This is a genomic window from Heyndrickxia sp. FSL K6-6286 (assembly GCF_038630395.1).
GTDB lineage: Bacteria > Bacillota > Bacilli > Bacillales > Bacillaceae_C > Heyndrickxia > Heyndrickxia oleronia.
Genome location: NZ_CP152029.1, coordinates 3,298,818 through 3,322,061, shown reverse-complemented (window position 1 = coordinate 3,322,061; position 23,244 = coordinate 3,298,818). Strand labels below are relative to the sequence as shown.

26 protein-coding genes and 1 pseudogene are annotated in these 23,244 nt (G+C 33.2%); 21 read left to right on the top strand and 6 right to left on the bottom strand.

From position 1 onward, the window contains the following. Positions 1–63: 63 nt before the first annotated feature. Positions 64–1,638, top strand: a complete 1,575-nt coding sequence (locus MHI39_RS16740) for an IS1182 family transposase (protein ID WP_058006960.1) — start codon at positions 64–66, stop codon at positions 1,636–1,638. A gap of 102 nt (positions 1,639–1,740) precedes the next feature. On the opposite strand, the gene MHI39_RS16735 is transcribed toward MHI39_RS16740, so the two are convergent. Next, on the bottom strand, positions 1,741–2,100 hold the full coding sequence (locus MHI39_RS16735; protein WP_058002522.1) for a YugN family protein: 360 nt from the start codon (positions 2,098–2,100) through the stop codon (positions 1,741–1,743). Positions 2,101–2,647: 547 nt separating this feature from the next. Between MHI39_RS16735 and MHI39_RS16730 the strand changes: the two genes are divergently transcribed. Next, a complete protein-coding gene (locus MHI39_RS16730; RefSeq protein ID WP_071976704.1) occupies positions 2,648–3,595 on the top strand; it encodes a CAP domain-containing protein in 948 nt (315 codons plus the stop codon). Between the two features lie 184 nt (positions 3,596–3,779). Here the strand turns inward: MHI39_RS16730 and MHI39_RS16725 are convergent, their stop codons facing one another. After that, positions 3,780–4,262, bottom strand: coding sequence for a PaaI family thioesterase (locus MHI39_RS16725; protein ID WP_058002523.1), 483 nt, complete (start codon positions 4,260–4,262; stop codon positions 3,780–3,782). Positions 4,263–4,494: 232 nt separating this feature from the next. Between MHI39_RS16725 and MHI39_RS16720 the strand changes: the two genes are divergently transcribed. From MHI39_RS16720 to MHI39_RS16690, 7 genes and pseudogenes are all read left to right on the top strand, one after another. Then, positions 4,495–4,905, top strand: a complete 411-nt coding sequence (locus MHI39_RS16720) for a YlbD family protein (protein WP_071976612.1) — start codon at positions 4,495–4,497, stop codon at positions 4,903–4,905. Between the two features lie 14 nt (positions 4,906–4,919). Continuing rightward, the gene (locus MHI39_RS16715; RefSeq protein WP_071976613.1) at positions 4,920–5,159 is read left to right on the top strand and encodes a YlbE-like family protein; all 240 of its coding nucleotides are present in this window, start codon (positions 4,920–4,922) and stop codon (positions 5,157–5,159) included. A 388-nt stretch (positions 5,160–5,547) separates the two neighbouring features. Then, complete coding sequence (locus MHI39_RS16710) at positions 5,548–5,940, top strand: hypothetical protein (protein WP_071976614.1); 393 nt, start codon at positions 5,548–5,550, stop codon at positions 5,938–5,940. Between the two features lie 91 nt (positions 5,941–6,031). Then, entirely contained in the window at positions 6,032–6,478 is a 447-nt protein-coding gene (locus tag MHI39_RS16705) for a YlbF family regulator (protein ID WP_071976615.1), read from the top strand. A gap of 105 nt (positions 6,479–6,583) precedes the next feature. Beyond that, positions 6,584–6,859: a YlbG family protein gene (locus MHI39_RS16700; RefSeq protein WP_058002528.1), complete on the top strand. Its 276-nt coding sequence runs from the start codon at positions 6,584–6,586 to the stop codon at positions 6,857–6,859. Positions 6,860–6,930: 71 nt separating this feature from the next. Continuing rightward, positions 6,931–7,482 (top strand): helix-turn-helix domain-containing protein, encoded by a 552-nt coding sequence (locus tag MHI39_RS16695; protein WP_058002529.1) that lies wholly within the window; start codon positions 6,931–6,933, stop codon positions 7,480–7,482. Further along, positions 7,446–8,333: pseudogene (locus MHI39_RS16690) on the top strand (IS3 family transposase); the annotation flags it as partial. The gene MHI39_RS16695 and the pseudogene MHI39_RS16690, both read left to right, overlap by 37 nt. A 236-nt stretch (positions 8,334–8,569) precedes the next feature. On the opposite strand, the gene MHI39_RS16685 reads toward MHI39_RS16690, so the two are convergent. Continuing rightward, positions 8,570–8,959 carry a hypothetical protein gene (locus MHI39_RS16685; protein ID WP_058002531.1) on the bottom strand — a complete coding sequence of 130 codons (390 nt, stop codon included), beginning with the start codon at positions 8,957–8,959 and terminating at the stop codon, positions 8,570–8,572. A gap of 167 nt (positions 8,960–9,126) precedes the next feature. Between MHI39_RS16685 and MHI39_RS16680 the strand changes: the two genes are divergently transcribed. From MHI39_RS16680 to coaD, 3 genes are all read left to right on the top strand, one after another. Then, positions 9,127–10,548 (top strand): stalk domain-containing protein, encoded by a 1,422-nt coding sequence (locus tag MHI39_RS16680; RefSeq protein WP_071976616.1) that lies wholly within the window; start codon positions 9,127–9,129, stop codon positions 10,546–10,548. A 635-nt stretch (positions 10,549–11,183) separates the two neighbouring features. Beyond that, a complete protein-coding gene (gene rsmD, locus MHI39_RS16675) occupies positions 11,184–11,747 on the top strand; it encodes a 16S rRNA (guanine(966)-N(2))-methyltransferase RsmD (RefSeq protein ID WP_078111083.1) in 564 nt (187 codons plus the stop codon). A gap of 13 nt (positions 11,748–11,760) precedes the next feature. After that, positions 11,761–12,255 (top strand): pantetheine-phosphate adenylyltransferase, encoded by a 495-nt coding sequence (coaD, locus tag MHI39_RS16670; RefSeq protein ID WP_058002534.1) that lies wholly within the window; start codon positions 11,761–11,763, stop codon positions 12,253–12,255. A gap of 15 nt (positions 12,256–12,270) precedes the next feature. Here the strand turns inward: coaD and ylbJ are convergent, their stop codons facing one another. After that, positions 12,271–13,494, bottom strand: a complete 1,224-nt coding sequence (gene ylbJ, locus MHI39_RS16665; RefSeq protein ID WP_152984718.1) for a sporulation integral membrane protein YlbJ — start codon at positions 13,492–13,494, stop codon at positions 12,271–12,273. A gap of 145 nt (positions 13,495–13,639) precedes the next feature. Between ylbJ and MHI39_RS16660 the strand changes: the two genes are divergently transcribed. Together MHI39_RS16660 and MHI39_RS16655 are read left to right on the top strand one after the other, a co-directional pair. Then, complete coding sequence (locus MHI39_RS16660; protein WP_058002536.1) at positions 13,640–14,437, top strand: patatin-like phospholipase family protein; 798 nt, start codon at positions 13,640–13,642, stop codon at positions 14,435–14,437. After that, positions 14,427–15,467, top strand: a complete 1,041-nt coding sequence (locus MHI39_RS16655; RefSeq protein WP_058002537.1) for a SepM family pheromone-processing serine protease — start codon at positions 14,427–14,429, stop codon at positions 15,465–15,467. Before MHI39_RS16660 ends, MHI39_RS16655 begins: the two co-directional genes overlap by 11 nt. Positions 15,468–15,681: 214 nt before the next feature. Here MHI39_RS16655 and MHI39_RS16650 read toward each other — a convergent pair whose 3' ends face one another. Beyond that, complete coding sequence (locus tag MHI39_RS16650; protein ID WP_342539795.1) at positions 15,682–16,896, bottom strand: nucleotidyltransferase; 1,215 nt, start codon at positions 16,894–16,896, stop codon at positions 15,682–15,684. 398 nt (positions 16,897–17,294) lie between these two features. Between MHI39_RS16650 and MHI39_RS16645 the strand changes: the two genes are divergently transcribed. From MHI39_RS16645 to MHI39_RS16625, 5 genes are all read left to right on the top strand, one after another. Continuing rightward, positions 17,295–17,840 (top strand): DUF1697 domain-containing protein, encoded by a 546-nt coding sequence (locus MHI39_RS16645; RefSeq protein ID WP_058002539.1) that lies wholly within the window; start codon positions 17,295–17,297, stop codon positions 17,838–17,840. A gap of 494 nt (positions 17,841–18,334) precedes the next feature. Further along, positions 18,335–18,886: a DUF177 domain-containing protein gene (locus tag MHI39_RS16640; protein ID WP_310795803.1), complete on the top strand. Its 552-nt coding sequence runs from the start codon at positions 18,335–18,337 to the stop codon at positions 18,884–18,886. A 65-nt stretch (positions 18,887–18,951) separates the two neighbouring features. Beyond that, positions 18,952–19,125, top strand: coding sequence for a 50S ribosomal protein L32 (gene rpmF / locus MHI39_RS16635; protein WP_058002541.1), 174 nt, complete (start codon positions 18,952–18,954; stop codon positions 19,123–19,125). 154 nt (positions 19,126–19,279) lie between these two features. Beyond that, positions 19,280–20,047 (top strand): enoyl-CoA hydratase/isomerase family protein, encoded by a 768-nt coding sequence (locus MHI39_RS16630; RefSeq protein ID WP_251345032.1) that lies wholly within the window; start codon positions 19,280–19,282, stop codon positions 20,045–20,047. Between the two features lie 157 nt (positions 20,048–20,204). Then, positions 20,205–20,759 (top strand): RsfA family transcriptional regulator, encoded by a 555-nt coding sequence (locus tag MHI39_RS16625; RefSeq protein WP_071976623.1) that lies wholly within the window; start codon positions 20,205–20,207, stop codon positions 20,757–20,759. A gap of 13 nt (positions 20,760–20,772) precedes the next feature. Here MHI39_RS16625 and MHI39_RS16620 read toward each other — a convergent pair whose 3' ends face one another. Beyond that, positions 20,773–21,252, bottom strand: coding sequence for an N-acetyltransferase (locus tag MHI39_RS16620; RefSeq protein WP_058002742.1), 480 nt, complete (start codon positions 21,250–21,252; stop codon positions 20,773–20,775). A 406-nt stretch (positions 21,253–21,658) separates the two neighbouring features. On the opposite strand from MHI39_RS16620, the gene MHI39_RS16615 reads away from it, so the two are divergent. Together MHI39_RS16615 and MHI39_RS16610 are read left to right on the top strand one after the other, a co-directional pair. Continuing rightward, on the top strand, positions 21,659–22,993 hold the full coding sequence (locus MHI39_RS16615) for an acetyl-CoA carboxylase biotin carboxylase subunit (RefSeq protein ID WP_342539793.1): 1,335 nt from the start codon (positions 21,659–21,661) through the stop codon (positions 22,991–22,993). A 26-nt stretch (positions 22,994–23,019) separates the two neighbouring features. After that, a complete protein-coding gene (locus MHI39_RS16610) occupies positions 23,020–23,232 on the top strand; it encodes an acetyl-CoA carboxylase biotin carboxyl carrier protein subunit (protein WP_058002545.1) in 213 nt (70 codons plus the stop codon). Positions 23,233–23,244 lie beyond the last annotated feature (12 nt).

The following is a 23,244-nucleotide window of genomic DNA, read 5'->3' as shown; positions in this document are numbered from 1 at the left end:
ATAAGGACCACTTCTGATAAAATTAAGTCACCACAACAAAATTATACAGAAAGAAGGATCCTTATGTTTAAAAATTATACCATGAATCAATTAGTTTTGCCTTTAGATTTAGAAGTAAAATTACAAAAAAATGATATTGCCTTTCATATCCATCATCTAGTTGAAAGTATTCCTCATGAAGTTTTCGAACCATTTCTGCGAAATGAGGGCTATCCTGCTTATCATCCACGCATGATGCTTAAAATTATTTTATGTGCCTACACCCAATCTGTCTTTTCAGGGCGAAAAATTGAAGCCCTATTAAAAGACAGTATCCGGATGATGTGGCTATCACAAGGGTATGAACCAAGCTACCGTACAATCAATCGATTCCGTGTTCATTCAGATGTGAAAGAATTAATTCGCCAATGTTTCGTCCAATTTCGTTGCCAATTAATCGAAGAAAAACTAATCGATCAAGAAGCAATTTTTATTGATGGTACAAAGATTGAAGCAAATGCGAATAAATTTACGTTTGTCTGGAAGAAATCGATTGAGAAATATCATCACAGTTTAATTGAAAGGTCAAACCAGCTATATAACGAGCTACTTGAGAACGAAATTATACCTGAAATTGAACGGGAAGGTGATGAACAATTATCATTGAAAGAGCTCGCTCAATTGGTAGGAAAAGTGGACAATGTCGTAGCTGAGTATGATAAACAAATTAAGGAATCATCAGACGTTCCAGAACGAAAAGCTTTAAGAAGTGAACGCAAATACCCGAAACAAGTGCGTAAACAGTTGATTGATTTTGTCTTACGAAAACAAAAATATCAACGAGACTTTGAAATTTTAGGCACACGTAATAGCTATTCCAAAACAGATCTGGACGCGACATTTATGCGAATGAAAGATGATTATATGCAAAACGGACAATTGAAAGCTGGTTACAATGTACAAATCGCAACAGAAGGGCAATACACGCTTGCCTATAGTTTATTTTCAAACCCAACAGATACACGTACGTTAATTCCATTTCTTGATGAAATCGAGAACCATTATTTCGTGTTACCGAAACATATTGTCGCAGATGCAGGTTATGGTAGTGAACAAAACTATAATGATATCCTTTTGAACAGAAAACGAGAAGCACTGATTACGTATAATCTGTATTTGAAGGAGCAAAAGAAAAAGTACAAACAAAACCCATTGAATCCCGACAACTGGCAGTATTGTGAAGAAACAGATACATATATATGCCCTAACCAGAAACGTCTTGAATTTCAATATCATTCTGTCCGTACTGATCGTACGGGATTCCAACGAAGGTTCAAGATCTACGAGTGTGAGGACTGTTCGGGATGTCCATTCCGTTCATCATGTACAAAAGCGAAAGAAGGCAACAATCGAAAACTAATGGTGAATGAACAATGGGAACAACAAAAAGTATATGTGAGAGCGAAGCTTTCAGAAGAGAAAACGAGCTCCATCTATCGAAAACGCAAAATCGATGTGGAACCAGTTTTTGGATTCTTGAAGGCTAATTTACGTTTCACTCGATTTTCTGTACGAGGAAAATCGAAGGTAGAAAATGAAATGGGACTCGCATTAATGGCCGTGAATTTAAGAAAATTCACGGCCAAACAACTACGGTAATAGAAGAATTAAAACACAAAAATAGGAAAAGTTGAATTTGAGTTCGCTCAAATTCAACTTTTTCACTATTTGAAGCTAGTTATGTCCCAGCCTCTTTCTTTCTTATTCCGCAAATGCTTCTATCTCTTTCTTTAATGAATTTAGTAATTCTTCACATTGCTTAACAAGATGTGATGGGTATACCTCATCATCGCCATACTCAACCCCATGTGGGTAATAATGTTTACCTAAAATAGGTGTCATTAATTGCATATGTGCATCAAACGTATCAACATCGCCTTCAACTGCATATGCTTGTACGCGAAGATAATATGTTCCTTCTCTTATGATAAATTTACGATCATAAGAAACACGTTCGTAATCCCACTGCTCTGCACGGATCATACCATATTTTTTCATAATATCATCTAGTCTGTTTAAATCTGCTTTAAATAATTGAATCCCGATGTTCTCGAAGTTCATCTCTTATTTCCCTCCTAATGCTAAAAAGAACAAAAATAAAAAATAGCCAAATTCTCTCATGTTTAATAATAGTCTAAAATAATCTTTCTTGCAATGAATACATTGTGAATTATCAGTGATTATCAATACGTTCAAATTTTAAGAAACCGTTAGTCATATTATGTGCGTATGAAACAAATTCATGAATGGGTTAAAGAAAAAGAAAGATGAAACGTTTATATATTTTTATAATCAATAACAGAAATAGTTATGTATTCCCACTATTCTTTTTTTCTAACCATTCATAAAGTATAAATGCTATAATAAGTATAGTAATAAAGATTTAATCAATAAAAACAAATAAAATAGTAGAGATACTTTTAATGTAAATTTATATCATGTATATTCCTTGGAATATCCAGAATATTTAGAAGGAGGGGCGGATCTGCGTACACTTTTTAAAGTTTTTATCATACTCGTTATTATATTTATATTAAGTCTATATTTCCATTTAAAACCTGACAATGAAAGTGTTATTCTTGATAGCAATATAAATAAAGAAACCCCTATGGATAATGAACAAGCCAAAAATTCACGTTCTGAATTAAAGCAAGGATATGAAAGGCCAAAAGTAGGTATATCTACTTACATTGGTGAATCTTCAAACAAAATTATTAAAAAATTCGGTGAGCCGATAAGAAAAGATCCGTCCGCCTATGATTATGAATGGTGGATTTATAATACGGGTGAGTCATATTTCCAGGTAGGAGTGTATAAAGGGAAAATTGTAACCATTTACGCTATCGGAAAAGATAATGATATAACACCATTTTCTATAGGAGAAAATATACAAAAAATTTATCAAAATATCTTCTTGGATACAGATATTACTGTTCAATATGAAGAAGGAACTTATCGTTTTGAACTTACTGAAGAGGATTTAAATATTCGACCATTAGTACAATTAGGATCTATTTATGCTCAATTATCTTTTGACAAATTTAAAGGAACACTATCCAGTGTTCGTTTTATGGACAAGGAAACCTTGATTAAACAACGTCCCTATGAAATGAGCTACCGTGGACGTCTAGTAGATCCTATGCCAATTGTTGATTCGAAATGGCGTCCAATTGAATTGGGAAGTGAAAAACAAATCTTTGATCTTACTAATATTATTCGTGAACGGTTTGGATTAAATAAATTAGAATGGGATCAAAAAACTGCTGATGTTGCATATAAACATAGCAAGGATATGTTCTCTGAAAAGTATTTTTCACATGAATCTCCTAAATATGGCGACTTAAAGAAACGCTTAGATTCTGAACAAGTGTTTTATCAACTTGCAGGCGAGAATATTGCTGCACAATACATGGATGGACCATCAGCTGTTGAGGGTTGGCTTAATTCGGAGGGGCATAGGGAATCACTACTTGAAAGTAAATTTACACACATAGGGGTTGGGGTTTATCAAAAATATTATACACAAAATTTTATAGAGAAAAGCTGGGAAAAATAAACCAGCTTGTTATTGGACCTTGTATAACTCCACATGTAGAGGCTATACAAGGTTTTTTACTTCAAAAACGCATTATTTGACCACTCTTTTGTTTACATCATATACTTTATTATACAGCTGAAAATAATTGCAAAATATTAATAAGGGTATTACAGAAGGAGCGGAGAAAGAAAAAACCCTTTTGTTATTTTTTTATTATAAAAAAAGTTCCTGAACAATGAGCGATTTTCTTTCCATCATTTCGATGAACTGAACCTTCAATGACTAGAGTTTTTGTTCCCTTGTGTATAACTTCAGCGGATGCTCTTAAAGATTCTCCTATTCCAGGTGCAATATAATAGATTGAAAGGTTGGATGTAACTGCACCATATCCGGTAGGTAATAGACTATTGGCTAATGTACCCATTGCTGTATCCAAAATAGTAGCCGTTACCCCGCCATGAACAATTTGTAAAGAATTTTCAGTTAGAGCACTAATTGGGATGGTAATCTCACACTTCTGGTCAGTTATATCTCGATCCATATGTAGGATTCCGTCAATAAAAGTGTAATTAACCTTTTCCTGTTTGCGTTTGACTCCATTTAAAAGCTGATACATAACCTTTAGATCATCCTCATTTGCATTTTGAAGACATTCATTAAATAAAGCAAGTAAATTTTCCTTCATGTTGTTATCCCTCTTTGTGAATTATTTTACTATTCTTAGTATTTCTTTTATCTTATCAAATAAAATCAATAGTGAAAACATACTCACCTTTTTTTAAATCAATCATATTCTATTAATGGATAGGCAAAAATCCAATGATTATTTTAAGGGAATAGTTGTTATGTTGAAGGAAACCTCTTCATCCAAAACATATTATTTATTGTTAGCTTTATCATATATGAGGTGAATGATTATGGGGAATAGTAAACTTCACCCTTCAGTTGAGAAATTTAAAGCCTTTGTGAAAACCCATCCAAAAATTATCCAAGATGTCAGGAATGGAAATCATACATTGCAAGAACTTTATGAAGAATGGTATCTACTTGGAGAAGAAGATCCATACTGGGAAAAATTTCAAAGTGAAGGGAATGAAACTTCAGAGTCTACAGCGAATAAAAAAGAAACAAAAAGTGGAGGATGGATGAATCAAATTGGGAACATTATACAAAGGGTTGATGCTAATCAGATGCAAAATCATTTAAATAATTTGAGCCAAGTAATTGCCTCCGTTCAAGGGGTACTTTCCCAATTTCAAGGACAAAATTCAAGTGTAAATACTACACAAAATACTACACAAAATCCATTTTCTTTCCGAAAAGATTAAGGAGGCGATGATAAATGAGAAAGGAAATAATTGATTATATTTATTCAAAAAATGATTTAAAAGAGTTTTTGAGGAATCAACCAACTTGGTATAGAAAGTTGACAAGAAATCCTGAGGAAATTAAAAAATTTGAAATTGCTTCCTTACATTTTTTTGAAAAAACCATACCTCAGCGTGTCGAGAAACTTTCAAGCAATCTTCAAATGGCATCAATGATGATGGGGATGTTACAAGGGCTATATTCACAAAAATAATTTATTTAGGCTCTTTTCGTTTAGTATGTTGCTTTTGTAAAAGCCTAACTGCCGACTATTACATCTAATCAAGGCTTCGGGCGTAACTATGAAGCTTGCAGCTCTTTTCTCATTTTGTTGAGGAGAGTTGAGGTCTTCAACTAATATTTTTCTAGTTAAAACCTTATCTAAATAGCAACAATGTTTAAGAAAAGAGCCTCTATTATTGATAATTACTTTTCGTAAATTAACATTAGGCGTGGATGATGAGGGTGGGAAAATATATGGATCTAAATGTAGGAGAGGGCCATACATAATACAAATTGTCGCACATTTTTCATTAAAAAATGTGTATTTTTTTGAGTAAAAATCCTTGTTTAGCAGATGCTAATGATAAGGAGTGATAATCATGCGTGGTCTAATTTGTTTAATATTGCTGTTTCTCATTGTATTGAGTGGATGTAGACAAACTATACCAAAACCAGAGTCCTATAATGCTGAAGCCTCTGAGAACGATAAAGTAGTACAATCCAATCCCAGAACTACCATAAAACATGTAATTCAAGGCTCTGATCTCTTTGTAGAGTGTATGGTGCCAAGCATCTCATTTTCAGGTATGAATAAAAACGTTGAACGTGGAAAAATAAAAGTTTATGTAGATGGTGCCTTACATGGTGAGTACTATACAGCTGCGTTTGTCATGAAGGGACTTTCTAAGGGCGTACATCATATTAAAATTGAAGTGGTAAAGTTAAATAATAAAAGTCATGGTTTATCAAAAGAATTCTATGTAACGATTTAATATTTAATATTTAATATTTGCTCGGTGATTAGAGTCAACCATTCGCATGCTCACTGAAAACATGGTAAAATAAAAGTTGGAGGTGAGCTTTTTGCTTGCAACTATGGAAAGATTACAAATAATTTCTGAGGCTCAGAAGTTAGCCGAAATGGTGCTACAATCTGAAGCGGCAGATGAATATAGAAAGAGCTTTTTTAAATTAAACAATGATTTACAGACACAGAAGAAAATAAAAGAATTTGTTAAGATGAAAGATTTATACTCAGAGGTACAAAGATTTGGTCGATATCATCCGGATTACAAAACAATCAATATCAGGACACGTGAAGCAAAGCGGGAAATGGATCTAGATGAAAACGTTGCTGCATTTCGTAAAGCGGAAAATGCATTACAGGATATTCTAGACCAAATTAGTGTAATTGTTGGGAAATCTGTGTCTCCTCATATTAAGGTGCCAACTGGTAATCCTTTTTTCGATGCCGGGTCTTCATGTTCAGGTGGATGTGGTTCTGGCGGAGGTTGTAGTTGCTCTGCATAAAGTTAGTTACCAATACAGAGTTTATTTGCAAAAAAGATTCTGACATTGATAGAGATATGCAAAATATGTTAAAATGATGTGAATGAGGGATTAAGGGGATAAAATATGTTTAATGAAAGACAAAGCTTAATTATTTGGCTTTATAATTTAAAACATGCAAAGACTCTGAGAAGGTTTGGAAATGTTCATTATGTTTCAAAAAGAATGAAATACGTTGTTCTCTATTGTGATCGACAAGAAATTGAAGAATTGCAGGAAAAGTTTTCTTCAATGCCATTTGTACGAAAAGTAGACCTTTCATGGAAGCCATTCTTAAAAACAGAATATGAAAATTCAAAACCAGACAAGGCAAAAGAGTATGATTATAAAATTGGATTATAATATAAGAAGGTTGGTGAAGTGATGTGCACCCCAAAAGTTAGACCAAAAATCTAACTTTTGGGGTGTTTTTTATGGTCAAATACGATGAAGGATTTAAGCAACAAGTTGTAGATGCTTATCTTTCAGGAGAAGGTGGCTATGATTCCATAGCTAAAAAGTTTGGAGTTAGAAGCTCAACGAATGTGGCAAAATGGGTTAATACCTTTAGGCAATTTGGAAAGGATGGTTTTCTTAGAAAGAAATCCCCGACTACTTATCCTGTTCAATTTAAGTTAGATGTCCTAAACTATAAATTAAGAACAGGAGAATCCTTTGAATCAGTTGCTATAAAATTCGGCATTCATGAGCCACCAATGATTGCAAATTGGATGCGTACATGGCAAAACGAAGGCATTGAAGGACTCTCTAAACTAAGGGGGCGTCCATCAATGTCAAATAAACAAAAGAAGAAAAACTCAGAGAAAAAGTTAACGAAAGAACAACAACTTGAAAAAGAGATAGAGTTACTTCGTGCGGAGAATGCCTATTTAAAAAAGCTCCGAGCTTCAGGGATAAATATTCCGAGCCGACTGCTAAAACAGAATCGAGAGTCATCCATGAACTCAGAAAAAAATTCAAACTAGCCGTTATCCTTGAAGCAACAGGTTTTCCAAAGGCAACTTATATGTACTGGAAAAAACGATTTGATGAACCTAGTCCAGATGAAGAAATAGAAAAGGTTATTAAAGAAATCGTTGATAAACATACAGGAAATTATGGATATCGTCGAATTGATATGGAATTACGTAAGCGTGGTTATGTTGTAAATCACAAGAAAATTCTACGGATTACAAATAAACTCGGCATTACTTGTAAATCCTTCACACGTAAGTCTCGTAAATTTAGTACTTACAAAGGAACGATCGGTAAGATTGCGAAGAACCTTATCCACCGTAGATTTGATACAAACATTCCACATCAAAAAATGACAACTGATACATCAGAATTTAGATACTACACGGCCGATTCTAAAGGAAATATGAACATCAAGAAAGCCTATTTAGATCCATTTTTAGATATGTATAACGGTGAAATTCTATCCTTTAGGGTATCAGAACGACCAAATTCAAAAGCTATAATGGAGGCTTTAGATGAAGCCATTGAACGAACAAAAGATTGCCCATATAGAACAACTGTTCACTCTGATCAAGGGTGGGCATATCAAATGAAAGCATATGTAAAAAAACTAAAAGATAATAATATATTTCAAAGCATGTCCAGAAAGGGTAACTGTCTAGATAATTCACCTATGGAAAATTTCTTTGGCATTATGAAGCAAGAAATGTACTACGGTAGAATTTATCACTCTTTTGAAGAGTTAAAACAGGCTATTATAAACTATATTTATTATTATAATAATGAACGAATAAAAGCAAAATTGGCTGGCATGAGCCCGGTTGAATACCGTCTTCATACCAGCCGATTAGCTGCTTAAATATTTAGTCTAACTTTTGGGGTTCAGTACAAAGCACCAACCTTTTTTTATTTATATAGGCTCTTTTCTCAAACATTGTTGCTATTTAAATAAAGTTTAACAAATAACTATCGGCTAAAAGACCACTTCACTTTCAACCATGAGAAAAGTGCTACAAACTCCATAAGAAATGCTGAATCCTTTACACCTAGTAATAAACTATATGAAAACAGCCTTTCTTTAAGAATTACAAGAACTTATTGCATCGGTGGAATATAGTGATTGAGTCTAAGAATTCCAATCAAATATTGATAAAATAAAGCATTTTCAGCGAAATCGCGCGAATTTTTGACTTCGATTTCGATAATTTGTTTGCCTAATTTCTCGGCGATCTGATTAAATAAATCAAAACGTTTATTTGGCAATATATGTGGATTTGGAATGCCCTCACGACAAATATATAATGCCTGAAACTCTCCTGGATCTGTAGGCTGAAGAACAACAACGAGGGAAGTCATATGTTTCTCTTCAATTGTTGTATGTAACGCCATTAAATGTGCTAAACGATGTTGATTAGCATTTGCTAATTCGATAAGTTCATAAATATCTGAGTATCCTTCACCTAATTCTATAAAACGTTGTAACATGTTCTCTTCCTCTTTTTATTATTTTTTTATGAATGATATAAGATTCTATAAAAATCCAATAAATATTTACACCTAGAAAAACAGCTCCTCATTATTGTATCATTGTGATAGCAAACAGAGAAGTATTCGAGATAAAATTAGAAATAATTAATTAAAGGGGAAAAAGGATGTTTCGTAAGTCAGTGGTAAAATATTTGATTTTTTTTCTGTTCATTTTCATCGGTAGTATACTTTATTTCCAATGGCATGGATATTCAAGTGGACAAAAAAAGCAAGAAGTAGAAAAAGCAAGTCAAACGATTACAATTGAACATAATAATCGTACCTTTTATATTAAGCAAGTCATACACCCATTATCAAGTGGTACGTATTCAATCGAATGGCCAAGTAGCCTTGAAAATCTAAAATGTATTGTTGGAGAAAAACAACAAAAATGCATCTGGGAAAATGAAAATAAGTCTAAATTAAAGGTCAATTCAGATCGTATAACTTTTCAATATGAATTAAAAGAAAAGGGAAACCAGGTTGCCTTCCTATTAAAAGATTGGTTTTTTAAGCTTTCACCTTTAAAAATAGAAGATAGTAAAATCAATTTAATAGAAAAACAATATAAGCATGGGAACTGGATAACTTCCTCTAATAATACGACGATAAAGCAAAAAAAATGGATTAATTACTTTGTTTTTGATTATAAAGGACAGGCTTCCAATCTTTATTGGCAAAATAATGAATTAGTGGGGGAAAAGATAAATGATTGGCTCACAATTTATCATCAGAAAACTATAAATCTCCCATCTATTAATATGAGTCTAATAGAAAAACTAATTAAAAAACCTAATCCGATAGCTGTTATAATGACTAATTCCTATCCACAAACATTGCTACCGTCACTTCTTATTTTGAATCCAAACGCTTCACCTCAAGAGATAGAGGAACGAATTAGCCGAGAGGTCATTAGGCTAACTCTTACCTTTAAAACGAAAGAAGAGTGGATGTCAGATATTATTGTTTCAGCGCAGTTAAATAGAGCAGTTGGTTCTAATAAAGCTAAGAAAATGTACGAAAACCTAACAGCAACGATTGGCGAGGAAAAGTTAAACCATTGGGTAGAAAGGATTTTCAGTGAAACTCCAAATATGACTAGTGAAAAGTTAGATCAAATATTTGAAAAAACAACAGGATACGGCACAACATTTTTTTCAGATAATCATATCTATGAATTTCCAATGAAGCCTTTTATTACGTTTGACCCAAGATCAATCAGTGTAAATGGAAAAGAGATAAGCGGGTTGCATCTGTATTCTTATCAAGATAAGAAATACCTTTCCTTTTTAAAATTAGCTAAGGCTTTAGGATATGAGATAAAAAATAATGAACAGGAACAAACTATTATACTTACGAGTGGAGAAAATCAATTTCATTTTTATTTGCAAGGAAAAACATTTACTTTTAATGGGGATAAGTATGGTTTACTCTCTAATCCTTTTTTTAAATTGAATCAAGAATATTTTATTGATATTAATTGGGTTAAGCAAATTTTTAATACAAAAATTAGTGAAACAAATAAAGAAATACAAATATTTGATTAAAGCATATATGAAGTTTATCACTCCTTTCTAGTGCTAAAAGAAGGAGGTTGGTGTCTTCAACCGATATTTATTTGTTTAAACTTCCCTGGGAACAATATTTAATAAAGAGTCAAATAATAAAAAACCCTGCAGATCGCTGCAGGGTCCTTCTATATCCTATGTAAAGGACAGAAGGCAAAGGGAGAGGAGAAACCGGAGGAAGAACTTATGGGGAAACGTAAGTCTTCTCCGCGGTTGGCAACAACATCGCAAAATGATGTTGCTAATAAAAGTATCACCATCATCGGCAAAATTATACATAATGTTTTAAGGTAGCCAAAAACAAAAAAATAAAATTGTAAGGATTAAGTATACTACTTAGAAGAAGACAGTATTTGTATAGTTTGTTACTTTAAAAAAAAAAAGTCTCTTCATCCACTAAAGGATTCAGAGGTTCTTATGAAGTTTGCAACTTATTTGTGTGAAATGAAGGTACAGCGGTCGCAACTGATAGTTATGAGTTCAAACTTTTCTTAATTAGCAAGAAAGTTTGAGAAAAGGTATTAGCAGAAAAACGATTTCACATTTCGCTTTTCCATGTTTCAACATTGTGGTAGGATAAGAAATGAAAATTTAGGAGCAATGTGGTGAATTGAATGAGAGTAATTTCTGGCAGCCAAAAAGGCAAGCAGTTGAAATCTGTTTCAGGAAATCAAACAAGACCAACTACTGATAAGGTTAAAGAAGCTATTTTTAATATGGTAGGACCTTATTTTGAAAAAGGCATTGGATTAGATTTATTTGCTGGAAGTGGTGGTCTTGGTATTGAAGGATTAAGCCGGGGGTTAGAAAAGGTTATTTTTGTTGACCGAGATCACCAGGCATATCAAACGATCAAATCGAATATTCACTCATGTGGTTTTGAAGAGCAAAGTGAAATATATCGAAATGATTCAGAAAGAGCACTAAATGCGATAATAAAAAGAAATATACAATTTGATATTATTTTCTTAGATCCACCATATAAAAAGCAGAAATTAATTTCTTTACTAGAAATTATTGATAGGGAGAAATTACTAGTTGGAAGCGGTTACGTTGTTTGTGAACATAGTTCAGACATTCAATTGCCAGACAATGTGGGAGAACTTGAACAGGTGAAAAAGGCGCAATATGGAATTATAAGTATTTCTATTTATAGTACGATTGGCAAAGGTGACTAAGGGGGAATTGAACATGGGGAGTATCGCAGTTTGTCCAGGTAGTTTTGATCCTGTTACATACGGACATTTAGATATTATAAAAAGGGCTGCTAAAGTATTTGATAAGGTATATGTCGTCATCTTAAATAATTCAGCTAAAAATCCTTTATTTACAGTGGAAGAAAGAGTTCATTTAATTGAAGAGGTAACCAAGGCTATTCCAAATGTTTCTGTTGATTCATTTCAAGGCTTACTGGTTGATTATGCAAAAAGTGTTCAAGCCAATGCGATTATTCGGGGGCTTAGAGCTGTTTCTGATTTCGAATACGAAATGCAAATTACATCAATGAATAGGGTTCTAAATGAGGAAATTGAGACGTTTTTTATTATGACGAATAATCAGTATTCCTTTCTAAGCTCGAGCATTGTAAAGGAGGCTGCAAAGTATAAAGGCTCCATATCTGAACTTGTTCCACCTGAAGTCGAAAGAGCATTAAATGAAAAATATAGTAAATATAAGGAAAAATAGACGCAAGACTTGCGTCTATTTTTTTTGATTGGAAAATAAGGATCTCTGATAAATCAAAATATAAATGATTAGTGATGTAATTGTAATAAGTGGACCTAACTGGACGCTCAAATGATATAAATATTCTAGTATACCCTGTTGATCTTGTCCAAAAACAGGAAGAGTAACTGACGGATTAAAGGTTTCACGTAGCTTAATATAAACTGGTTCCCAAATAAATATCGTAATAACAGCTGCGAAGATACCATGAAATATTCGAGCAATAAAGAATGGTTTAAAACGAATATCTGTCTGTGCAAGAATACTTGCTACCTGTGCTTGGATACTAAAACCGCCAAATCCAAGTATAAAACTAGTTAATATCGCTTGTTGGAAAAGCGTTGATTCTTTAACTCGACTAATAAGGTCACTGCCTATTGTAATTTCAAAAAGACCTGATATAAAAGGAATACTAAGCAGTTTCGGAAAATGTAAAAGCGCGAAAAAATGTTCAATAACACTGGCTAATAGAGCGGTAATGTGAAGGTGATAGAGTAATCGATTCATTACAGAAAATAAAATGATAAATCCACCAATCATGAGCAATGTATGTATGGATGATATGACTGCATCACCGAGTAATTTACCAATTGGTCTTTTATCTTCTATCCTAGTTTTATGTAGGGCACGAATTGCCTCCCAAATTGGAAATTTCCTTTTCTTTGCTGTCATACGTTCATATCGTGAATATCCATAAAATCTCATGATGATGCCAACAAAAAAGTTTCCTAAATAATGAGCAATCGCAAAAAGAATTCCTAAGTTCTTATCGTGAAAAAAACCAACAGATACAGCAACGAAGATAAATAAAGGACTTGAATAATTTGTAAAGGAAACGAGTCTTTCTGCTTCAATTTTTGAAAGCTGTTTTTCTTGCCTCAATCGTGCAGTGATCTTAGCTCCTGCGGGATTCCCTGAAGCCATCCCCATTGCCCAAGCAAAACCGCCAACACCTGGAACCCTAAATAATGGTCTCATGAGAGGTTCTAGGATAACACCGATAAATTTCACGACACCAAAGCCGATTAGTAATTCAGAAATAACAAAAAAGGGAAAAAGAGAAGGGAACACCGTTTCCCACCAAATTTTTAACCCTCTTACTGATGCTCCAAATGTTTGTTCAGGAAGGATAATCATGGATATAGCCATTAAAGTTGCCCCTGAAGCTAAGAATATCGTTTTAAGTTTTGACAGTATCAAGCTTTGTTCCTCCCCTATTGATATTACATTTATACTTGTCCTCATATAACTCAATATACTCATAGAGAAATATTTTAGACCATAATATGTAAGGAACAGTGAAAATTTAATAGAAAAATATGATCCTTTAATTGGGGGGATATTGTTGATGAAACCAAAAATAGGCTTAGCATTAGGTTCCGGTGGGGCGCGCGGATTTGCTCATTTAGGTGTGCTAAAAGTTTTAGAAGAAAATAAGATAACTATTGATTATCTTGCAGGAAGCAGTATGGGAGCACTCGTTGCTGTTTTTTATAGTTTTGGACATAGTATGGAACAACTAATAAAAATTTCTACCGCTTTTAAACGTAAATACTATTTAGACTTTACCATCCCAAAAATGGGGTTTATTGCCGGGAATAGGGTAAAGGATTTAATAAAAACATTTACGCATAATAAAAATTTGGAGGATTTACAAATTCCTGTTCAAGTAGTCGCTACCGATTTAATCAAAGGAGAGAAAGTTGTTTTCGCACAAGGTCCAATTGCCGATGCAGTTCGTGCAAGTTTATCAATTCCGGGAATATTTGTTCCAGAAAAGGTGAATGATCGTTTATTAGTTGATGGTGGAGTTATTGATCGTGTTCCCATATCTGTAGTTAAAGAGATGGGATCAGATATTATAATCGGTGTAGATGTTTCCAGAGTGAAAAAGGATGCTGAAATCACAAATATTTATGATGTAATTATGCAGAGTATTGATATCCTTCAAATGGAGGCTTTGGCTAATCATGAGGGTGCATCAGATATCTTTATTCAACCAGATGCTTCACACTATGATTCACGTGCTTTTACAAATATCGAAGAAATCATTAAGATAGGAGAAGAGGAAACGAAAAAATTCATCCCAGAAATAAGGCAAATGATAGAGGAATGGAAGGTGAATAAAGAGAATGAAACGTAAAATATGGACTCGTATAATTTTTGTTGTGTTGATTATTTTGTTAGCTCTTACTTTTTATCAGTTACCATTTTATGTAGAGAAGCCAGGCATGGCACATGAACTAGACACGGTAGTTCAGGTCGAAAATGGTTATCATGATAAAGGCAAATTAATGCTTACTACGGTGCGTATGGGAAGGGCAAATATTTATAATTATTTACTTGCAAAAGTAAAAAAATATGAAGATATTGTTCCTCTAAATGAAGTTCGAGATAAAGATCAAACTGAAGAAGAGTATAATGTTTATCAATTATATTTAATGGAGTCTTCGAAAAATAATGCTATTCAAGTAGCATATTCTAGAGCAGGGAAGTTTGTTGATTCTAATTATAAAGGCGTTTATGTTCTTGATGTGTATCCAGATATGCCAGCTGCAAAAGTATTAAAGCCTGGTGATCGAATTACTAAAATTGACGGTCATTCTTTTGAATCATCTGAGAAATTTATTGATTATGTACAAAAGAAACAAGTCGCTGATACGATTACGATTACATTTGTTAGGAAGGGAAAAGAAAAAAATTCAACTATTCAATTAGCGAAATTTGATCATGCAGAGGGAAAAATCGGGATGGGAATAGGACTTGTCGATGATCGTGAAATAATTTCAGATCCGAAAGTAAAATTAAAAACAGAAAGTATTGGTGGCCCTTCGGCCGGATTAATGTTTAGTTTAGAAATTTACAATCAATTAACCAAAAATGATCTTACGAAAGGTCATAGTATTGCAGGTACAGGAACGATCGATCCAGATGGAACAGTGGGGCGGATTGGTGGTATAGATAAAAAAGTAGTCGCTGCTGATAATGAAGGAGCCGAAATCTTTTTTGCCCCAGATGATGAAATTACACCAGAAATGAAAAAGGCTTACCCAAATATTCAATCGAATTATAAAGAAGCTGTAAAAGCTGCAAAAGATATTGGCACGAAAATGAAAATTGTACCTGTAAAAACATTTGATGATGCATTAAATTATTTAAAAGCATTGAAATAAAAGGAAAGACAAATGGTTATCTCTCATTCACTTTTGTGACGTTCGAGATAACCATCATTTTTCTTTGGATTAACATATAACTAATACGAAATAAGTTAAATACCGTCATTCCTCTTCACTTCACTGAGAAAAGAGCCGTAAACACTAAAACCCTTATTCTTTTTTTTAATTCGGCATTAGGTTATAAAAGCAATAATCGTGACGGTAATAGCCTTTAGTTAAAATAATAAGGTGGTTGCGCATACTCCATTTTAAATAAAGATGATCGGTATGGCTCCTTTAGTCCTTGAGCATAAATATTTGCTGCACGAACGTCTAGTTGAACAAATTCATTTGGGTATGAAGACAGTTTAGAGATAATCGGAAATGGAAGGTCCTTTTTTTTATGATTTAAATATTCCCTACCTTTGTGTGTCATTCCTAAAAGTCGTATGTATTGAATCTTATCGTGTAACTTCTTCATTTCATTTTTCTTTGTATTTGTTAATATATGAACACATATTCTTTGGAGACGTGTCCATGTATATCTTTTTGTTTTTATTTTATTCATAAATTCTTGAAAACTTTGTGATTCCTTAGCCATTTTTTGTAGACGATGTTCCAGTCCTTCTTCAATATCATATATTTCTTCTAAATCCTCACTGCTTATATTTAGTAGACGATATTGGAGAAAAGGCCAATATTGTTCCCAATGATGAAACGAGCCATATTCAGATAAATATTCTTCCATAGCTTTAAGCGTTGAGTCAGGAATATACTGTTCAATTTTCTGTAGGGATTGATTTCCTTCAAAAGTAGCTTTCCGAATAGATGTTGCACTTGCGATAGTGGATGATGAAAACTCTTTATCATGGTAATTGGCATTTTTTCGTTTAATAGTATAGGCTTTCATCGGTGTTATTAATTCATGATTTGCTTCGATATAATGGAAACCAAGGATATTATTTGACTTAGTAAGATCGACAAACTCACCTTGATGATTAATCATTGTAAAACTATTTGTAAGAGCTGATGGAAAGCTAATTCCAGTTTTCATTAATTTTTTTACATTTTCTTCATAGGTTACTTGATTAACTTTTATAAAATTTAATGCTTGATAAAATTCATCAATATCTCCTGATTCACTTCCAAAACAAAAATTGTCACAATCTAATGCCTTGAGGATATTGATTGAACCAAATGCAAATTTTTTTGCATGCTGGACTGCAAAGGCATAAGGTAATTCAACTACTAAATCAACTCCAGCAGATAATGCCATTTTAGCTCTTGTCCATTTTGAAACAATAGCAGGCTCTCCACGCTGGAGAAAATTACCGCTCATTACTGCAATAATGACATCTGCATTAGTTAATTGACGTGCCTGTTCAACATGATGAAGATGTCCATTGTGGAACGGATTATATTCTACAATAAGACCAGTGCTTTTCATTTTTTCCTCCAGAAATAAAAAGTGTTTTGACTAAATATATCATGTAAGCGTTTAGGTTTAAAGGAATAGCCAGCCTAAACATAGCATTTTTGAGTGAAATGGTTTTAATTAGGTTTAATCATTCTTGTCTTATCATTGCCTATAAAATTCGATTCAATTAAACTAGTATAAGGATGTTAAAAAATTTAGACATATCAAAAATATTACTTTTCTGGTTAGAAAGTTATGAAGCAGCTTTAGTTTACTAACCATTAAACTAATTGTCCCTTTTGATGAAATAATGTTTAAAAAACTTATTTAAAAATGATCTTTTTAAACTATATTGGCAGGGTTAAGTTTATCAGGACTAGTTAATAAGATATTATGGATTAAAAGTGAATATCGAAAGGAAGATACTTATGGTATATATCGCTCTTCTACGGGGAATTAATGTAGGTGGTAAAAATAAAATTGACATGAAGGTACTTAAACAAACATTTGAAAAGGCCGGGATGAATGATGTAGTGACATATATCAATACTGGTAATATTATTTTTTCATCCAAAGGTAAATCCCAAACTGAACTATCCCGTATTTTGGAAGACGCGATACATGATGATTTCGGATTACAAATTAAAGTTGTAGTACGTAGTATCGATGATGTAAGAGCAATCATTAACGCCATTCCTGACACATGGAAAAATGACAAAGACATGAAAAGTGATGTTATGTTTTTATGGGATGAAATTGATGATGAATCTATACTTACGAAACTGGTCATCAAACCAATAATTGACACGGTAAAATATGTTCCCGGTGCGATTCTTTGGTCTGTTGACAAGAAAAATGTAACCAAAAGTGGAATGTTAAAGATAATTGGATCCAAGTTATATAAACAAGTTACTATAAGAAATGTCAACACAGCTCGTAAGATATATGAACTCATGCAAGCACAAAACAGTTAAACTGTAGATGAAGATTGTACAATAGAATTTTATTGCCTGGTGATAAGGAGACCGGTTCATTCGGAGTGAGGGTAAAATTAAAGCTGAGAGTAGATTAAGTTGTAGTAGAGTAAAACAAGATAAATTACACGGAATAAGCCTATTGATATACAGGATTATAGCTACTCTAAGCACTATTACTATTTCCACTGTCTACTTGATTGGCAGGAGTTCACCGTTCCTTAGAAATGTATTGTATTATTACTTATGTGTTAGACAACGGCTATAGCTGTTTGATCAGTGTTGCCATGATGATATTTTATTTACTCTTTAATGCAATGCAATTAACTCAATGATGTTTTTGATAGGATTTGCATACGAGATAGTTGAATTTTAGCTAAAAGAATATACAATACTATGAATAGGGCAAGTTTTAAATGATGCACAAAATAGCGTAAAGATAAAATATTGACAAAAGGTATAATGAAAGCTATAATTACCTTTGTTGTCTTGGGGTGAATTCATTGAAGTGGTCAACAATTCAATTACAAAAGTATCGTGGTAAGAGCATGGATATTAATGAAACAATCGATTTAACTGAGGCCTTAAAAAATAGGGATCCTCAAATTCGAGACGTTTCGCCTATTCACGTTATCGGGAATGCAAATATTACTTCAGAGAAAGTAACATTTCATTTACATATAACAGGGAAATTAATATTGCCTTGCTCGAGAACCCTTGTGGATGTGGATTATCCAATTGACGTTCATTCTACTGAAATATTTCATTACCAATCCTCTACTTCTTATGATGAAGAGGATGATGTGGAGATACACCATACTCAGGGTGATGTAGTAGATTTAGATCCTGTCATTATAGAATTAATCCTACTTGAAATTCCGATTCAGGTATTTAGTGAACAAGCTAAAGATGACCAGCATCTTCCTTCTGGTACTGAGTGGGAAGTTGTAACGGAAGATCAAGTTAAACAAGACGAGGAAAACAAAGAAAAGAAGATTGATCCACGCCTTGCTGGATTAGCAAAATTCTTTGATGAACAATCTTAATAATTTGAAGAACCAGCATAATTGGATCTTATAACAACAGTGATCTCTATAAGGAGGTGGGAAGAATGGCAGTACCTTTTAGAAGAACATCTAAAACAGCGAAAAGAAAACGCCGTACACATTTCAAACTACAAGTTCCTGGCATGGTTGAATGCCCTAATTGTGGCGAAATGAAACTTGCACACCGTGTATGTAAAGCGTGTGGAACATATAAAGGCAAAGATGTAGTAAATAACTAAGGGTAACCTTAATACCTTTAGACTAATGAAATAAATGAAGGTATAGTCCTGAGTTTTCTATTTCATTGGCAGAAAAACGTGAAGAGACCATGGCTCTTCACGTTTTTTTTATTCCGTATTAAATATGTAATTAATAGATAAGGGGGTAGGGGAAATGGATGATTTCATTATTACTTCACATCCATCAGGAATTTTAGAATGGAGGATCAATCGACCAGCAAAGAGGAATGCGGTCAATTTCAATGTAATAAAAGGGCTAGAAGAAGCATTAGATTGGGCAGAGAAAGATCAACAGGTAAAAACTCTTGTCATTACGGGTACAGGAAAACAAGCGTTTTGCTCTGGGGGAGATTTAGATGAATTTCACCAATTAAAAACATCGGAAGAAGCGTATTCCATGTTATCGAAAATGGGAAATCTTCTATACCGATTAGCTACTTTTATTAAACCAACATTAGCTTTGATTAATGGCTCTGCAGTTGGTGGAGGGTGTGAAATCGCTACAGCATGTGACTTTCGTATTGCTAAGAAAGAATGCAAAATGGGATTTATTCAAGGGAGATTGGGAATTACTACGGGTTGGGGTGGTGCCTCGATACTGTATGAGAAATTACCACCACATGAAGCAATGAAAATTTTATTGGAAGCGAATACTTATTCAACAGACCAGCTTAAAGAACTAGGATTTGTTCAAGAGGTTTTTGAAAAAATTGATATTCATACTGCAGAAGATTATTTATCTCATATATTAAAGAATCATTTACATGTATTAATGTGTTATAAAGAGGCACTCGTGTCTAAATGGCAACATTCAGCACTACAATCTAGAATGGAAAAAGAAATTAGAAATTGTTCGATATTATGGGAAAAAGAGGAACATCATCAAGCCGTCGAAAAATTCCGTACTAGAAAGAAGGAGTAATTAATAGCTGCTAAATACTACCTAGGTAAGTAAGTTTAAGGATCGATCATGATAAAATAAAATAAAAGTCCACTCTATAATTATTCATGCAATCTTAGTCTATCTTTTCTACTAAGCGCATATGTATGAATAATAAAATGCTTTAGGAGGGATAGAAATGTCATCAACTCGACAAGATGCATGGACACATGATGAAGACCTATTACTTGCAGAGGTAGTTTTAAGACATATTCGTGATGGCGGAACACAACTTCAAGCCTTCGAAGAAGTTGGGAAACAAATGAATAGAACGGCTGCTGCATGTGGCTTTCGTTGGAACTCGTATGTACGAAAACAATATAAATCTGGAATTGAACTAGCAAAAAAACAAAGAAAAGAGCAGAAGGGTAAAAATAAACTTTCTGAACCACCATTGAATGAAACTTTACATGTGGATCAGAAAAAAGAAGAGAATGGAAAAATAAATCAACATATTCAGGAAGTTATTTCATTTTTACAGCAACTTCAAAATGAAGTAGGGATTAATGATAATACTGAAAAAGAAAATCTAATCCTACAAGATCAAATAAAACAATTACAATACTCCTATCAAGAACTTCAACAAAGATACGAAAAACAAAAAAATGATTATGAAGCTCTTCAAAAAGAATACTCTTCTATGATAGCCATTTTAGATAGGGCACGGAAATTATCATTGCAACATAGCGAATAAAAAAACAAACAGCTTAGCTGTTTGTTTTTTTCTCTTTGACACCGGAAGGGTACCAAACTAATGGGTTTTGTCCTAGGTCCCTATCCATATCATATGTGACTGTTTGGAAGCCCATTTTTTCCCAAAACTCTTTGGATTTCATTCTTGAATTTGTCTTTATTGGAACATTGAATTCTTTGGCGAATTCAACAAGTGCTTTTCCATAGCCCTTAAATTGATAGTTTGGAAGTACTTCTAATTTCCATAACTCCAAATAATTCTGTGGAGGATCAAAATAAAGATCATATTTGGCACTTCGTTCATAAAGGCTCATACGTGCTACTAATTTGTCTCCATAATATATTCCATAAAAAGGAGAGTCACAATTATCTTCAATAATATTTTCCTGTAAATCTTCAAGCATGGACAACTCTTGAACACCGTATTCCTTAAACATTTTAAATTCTTCAAGTGTCTTGTAATTTACTTTTAATCTCTCAACTTTCATAGCCATGATAATTCCTCCTTTTACATAAATATCAAATGATTTAAAAAACATTGCAAAATGATCAAATAAAATAATTAAGAATTGATTCTTATAAAACAAACTAATTAATATAATTATATAACAAAATTGCAAATAATTCTGCACCTTTGTTTAGCTTAAAAAATTTGCAGCTAAAATCAATATATTTTTCAAATTGCATAGAAAACGTTTTCATTTTTTGCAGGAAATATAAAAATTTTGTAGAAATATAACTGATGGGGAGAGAAATTTTTCTTTTTTATATTTGATGGTTAGAGGAAGGAGTTTTTCTTTCCTTTGACCTGATATTATTGAACCAAAATAAATAAATGCAATTTTTACTATGAAACAGTAATAAATCTTATGCATAATCTTTTTGGAAAGGGGGATGAACATGAAGAAAATTTTAATTGCCAATCGTGGCGAAATTGCTTTACGCATTATTAAGACATGTAAACAAATGGGCATCGAAACTGTTGCCGTCTTCTCAGATGCAGATTCTTCTATGCCGTTTGTTAAAGCAGCTGATTATTCCTACCGAATTGGTGAAGCACCGGTAAATAAATCATATTTAAATATGGATGAAATAATAAAAATAGCATTACAGGAAAAAGTAGATGGAATCCATCCAGGCTACGGTTTACTATCTGAAAATAGTCAATTCTCCTCTAAGGTTCAAAAAAGTGGGATTAAATTTATTGGACCTTCTTCTGAAACAATTGAAAAAATGGGGGATAAAATCAATGCGCGCAAATTAATGAAAGAAGCTGGTGTTCCTATAGTACCTGGTAGTGTAAATGGGGTGAAAACACTACAGGAAGCGCAGAAGTTAGCAAAAGATATTGGCTATCCCATTATGTTAAAAGCAAGTGGCGGTGGAGGTGGGATTGGTATGGTTCGCTGCGAAGATGAGCAAGCGCTCAATCAACACTACGAATCTACCAAAAATCGATCAAAAGCATCTTTTGGATCAGAAGATGTATTTATTGAAAAATGCATAGATTGTGCAAGACATATTGAAGTACAAATAGTTGGAGATCAATATGGTGACATCATTCATTTATATGAAAGAAATTGTTCTGTACAACGCAGAAATCAAAAGGTAATTGAAGAGGCCCCATCACCGAATTTATCGAAAAGCACACAAAAGGAAATGTATGCAGCTGCATTAAAAGCTGCTAGGGCTGTAAAATATGAAAATGTAGGAACAGTAGAATTTATCGTTGATAACGATGAAAACTTTTACTTTTTAGAAATGAACACTCGATTACAGGTGGAGCATCCAGTAACGGAAATGTTAACAAATATTGATCTTGTAAAATGGCAAATACTCATTGCTCAAGGAGAGAAGCTTCCATTATCTCAAGCAGAAATTGACATGAGAGGACATGCAATTGAATTACGTATCTATGCAGAAGATCCTAAAACTTTTTACCCTTCACCCGGTCTCATTACACAATTGTCATGGGGAGAAGTGGAAGGAGTAAGAATTGATGCAGGATATAGTGAAGGTTTACAGGTTACACCATTTTATGATCCAATGCTAGCCAAATGTATAATATTTGCTGCTGACCGTGATTCTTGTATTCTTAAGGCTAAAGAATTTTTATTGAAAACATCCATAGAAGGAATCAAGACGAACATTCCATATTTAATTCAAGTATTAGACGATCATAATTTTCAAAGTGGTCAATATACTACGGAATTAGTTAATAAAATGAGAGCTTAAAATTAGGAATTAGGGAGGAAATGAGGATGAAGGAAATAACTGCTTCAATGGCGGGAACTGTTCTAAATATATTGGTTAATAGTGGGGATAAAGTAGAAAACGGTCAAGTAGTGATTATGCTTGAATCAATGAAAATGGAAATTCCAATCGAATCTATCGATGCGGGAATAGTATCCGCAATAAAAGTAAACATCGGGGATTTTGTTAACGAAGGTGACGTATTAGTTACTATTCAATAATTCAGGATAAGG

What these genes read in the sequence shown, in the direction of transcription:
- MHI39_RS16615 (WP_342539793.1), top strand. Translation starts at nt 21,659, where the DNA reads ATGAAGAAAATTTTAATTGCCAATCGTGGCGAAATTGCTTTACGCATT.
- rsmD (WP_078111083.1), top strand. Translation starts at nt 11,184, where the DNA reads ATGAGAGTAATTTCTGGCAGCCAAAAAGGCAAGCAGTTGAAATCTGTT.
- MHI39_RS16680 (WP_071976616.1), top strand. Translation starts at nt 9,127, where the DNA reads ATGTTTCGTAAGTCAGTGGTAAAATATTTGATTTTTTTTCTGTTCATT.
- MHI39_RS16735 (WP_058002522.1), bottom strand. Translation starts at nt 2,100, where the DNA reads ATGAACTTCGAGAACATCGGGATTCAATTATTTAAAGCAGATTTAAAC.
- MHI39_RS16740 (WP_058006960.1), top strand. Translation starts at nt 64, where the DNA reads ATGTTTAAAAATTATACCATGAATCAATTAGTTTTGCCTTTAGATTTA.
- MHI39_RS16630 (WP_251345032.1), top strand. Translation starts at nt 19,280, where the DNA reads ATGGATGATTTCATTATTACTTCACATCCATCAGGAATTTTAGAATGG.
- MHI39_RS16695 (WP_058002529.1), top strand. Translation starts at nt 6,931, where the DNA reads ATGGTCAAATACGATGAAGGATTTAAGCAACAAGTTGTAGATGCTTAT.
- MHI39_RS16645 (WP_058002539.1), top strand. Translation starts at nt 17,295, where the DNA reads ATGGTATATATCGCTCTTCTACGGGGAATTAATGTAGGTGGTAAAAAT.
- MHI39_RS16710 (WP_071976614.1), top strand. Translation starts at nt 5,548, where the DNA reads ATGCGTGGTCTAATTTGTTTAATATTGCTGTTTCTCATTGTATTGAGT.
- MHI39_RS16610 (WP_058002545.1), top strand. Translation starts at nt 23,020, where the DNA reads ATGAAGGAAATAACTGCTTCAATGGCGGGAACTGTTCTAAATATATTG.
- coaD (WP_058002534.1), top strand. Translation starts at nt 11,761, where the DNA reads ATGGGGAGTATCGCAGTTTGTCCAGGTAGTTTTGATCCTGTTACATAC.
- MHI39_RS16720 (WP_071976612.1), top strand. Translation starts at nt 4,495, where the DNA reads ATGGGGAATAGTAAACTTCACCCTTCAGTTGAGAAATTTAAAGCCTTT.
- rpmF (WP_058002541.1), top strand. Translation starts at nt 18,952, where the DNA reads ATGGCAGTACCTTTTAGAAGAACATCTAAAACAGCGAAAAGAAAACGC.
- MHI39_RS16730 (WP_071976704.1), top strand. Translation starts at nt 2,648, where the DNA reads ATGGATAATGAACAAGCCAAAAATTCACGTTCTGAATTAAAGCAAGGA.
- MHI39_RS16685 (WP_058002531.1), bottom strand. Translation starts at nt 8,959, where the DNA reads ATGTTACAACGTTTTATAGAATTAGGTGAAGGATACTCAGATATTTAT.
- MHI39_RS16655 (WP_058002537.1), top strand. Translation starts at nt 14,427, where the DNA reads ATGAAACGTAAAATATGGACTCGTATAATTTTTGTTGTGTTGATTATT.
- MHI39_RS16700 (WP_058002528.1), top strand. Translation starts at nt 6,584, where the DNA reads ATGTTTAATGAAAGACAAAGCTTAATTATTTGGCTTTATAATTTAAAA.
- MHI39_RS16715 (WP_071976613.1), top strand. Translation starts at nt 4,920, where the DNA reads ATGAGAAAGGAAATAATTGATTATATTTATTCAAAAAATGATTTAAAA.
- MHI39_RS16625 (WP_071976623.1), top strand. Translation starts at nt 20,205, where the DNA reads ATGTCATCAACTCGACAAGATGCATGGACACATGATGAAGACCTATTA.
- MHI39_RS16650 (WP_342539795.1), bottom strand. Translation starts at nt 16,896, where the DNA reads ATGAAAAGCACTGGTCTTATTGTAGAATATAATCCGTTCCACAATGGA.
- MHI39_RS16620 (WP_058002742.1), bottom strand. Translation starts at nt 21,252, where the DNA reads ATGGCTATGAAAGTTGAGAGATTAAAAGTAAATTACAAGACACTTGAA.
- MHI39_RS16725 (WP_058002523.1), bottom strand. Translation starts at nt 4,262, where the DNA reads ATGAAGGAAAATTTACTTGCTTTATTTAATGAATGTCTTCAAAATGCA.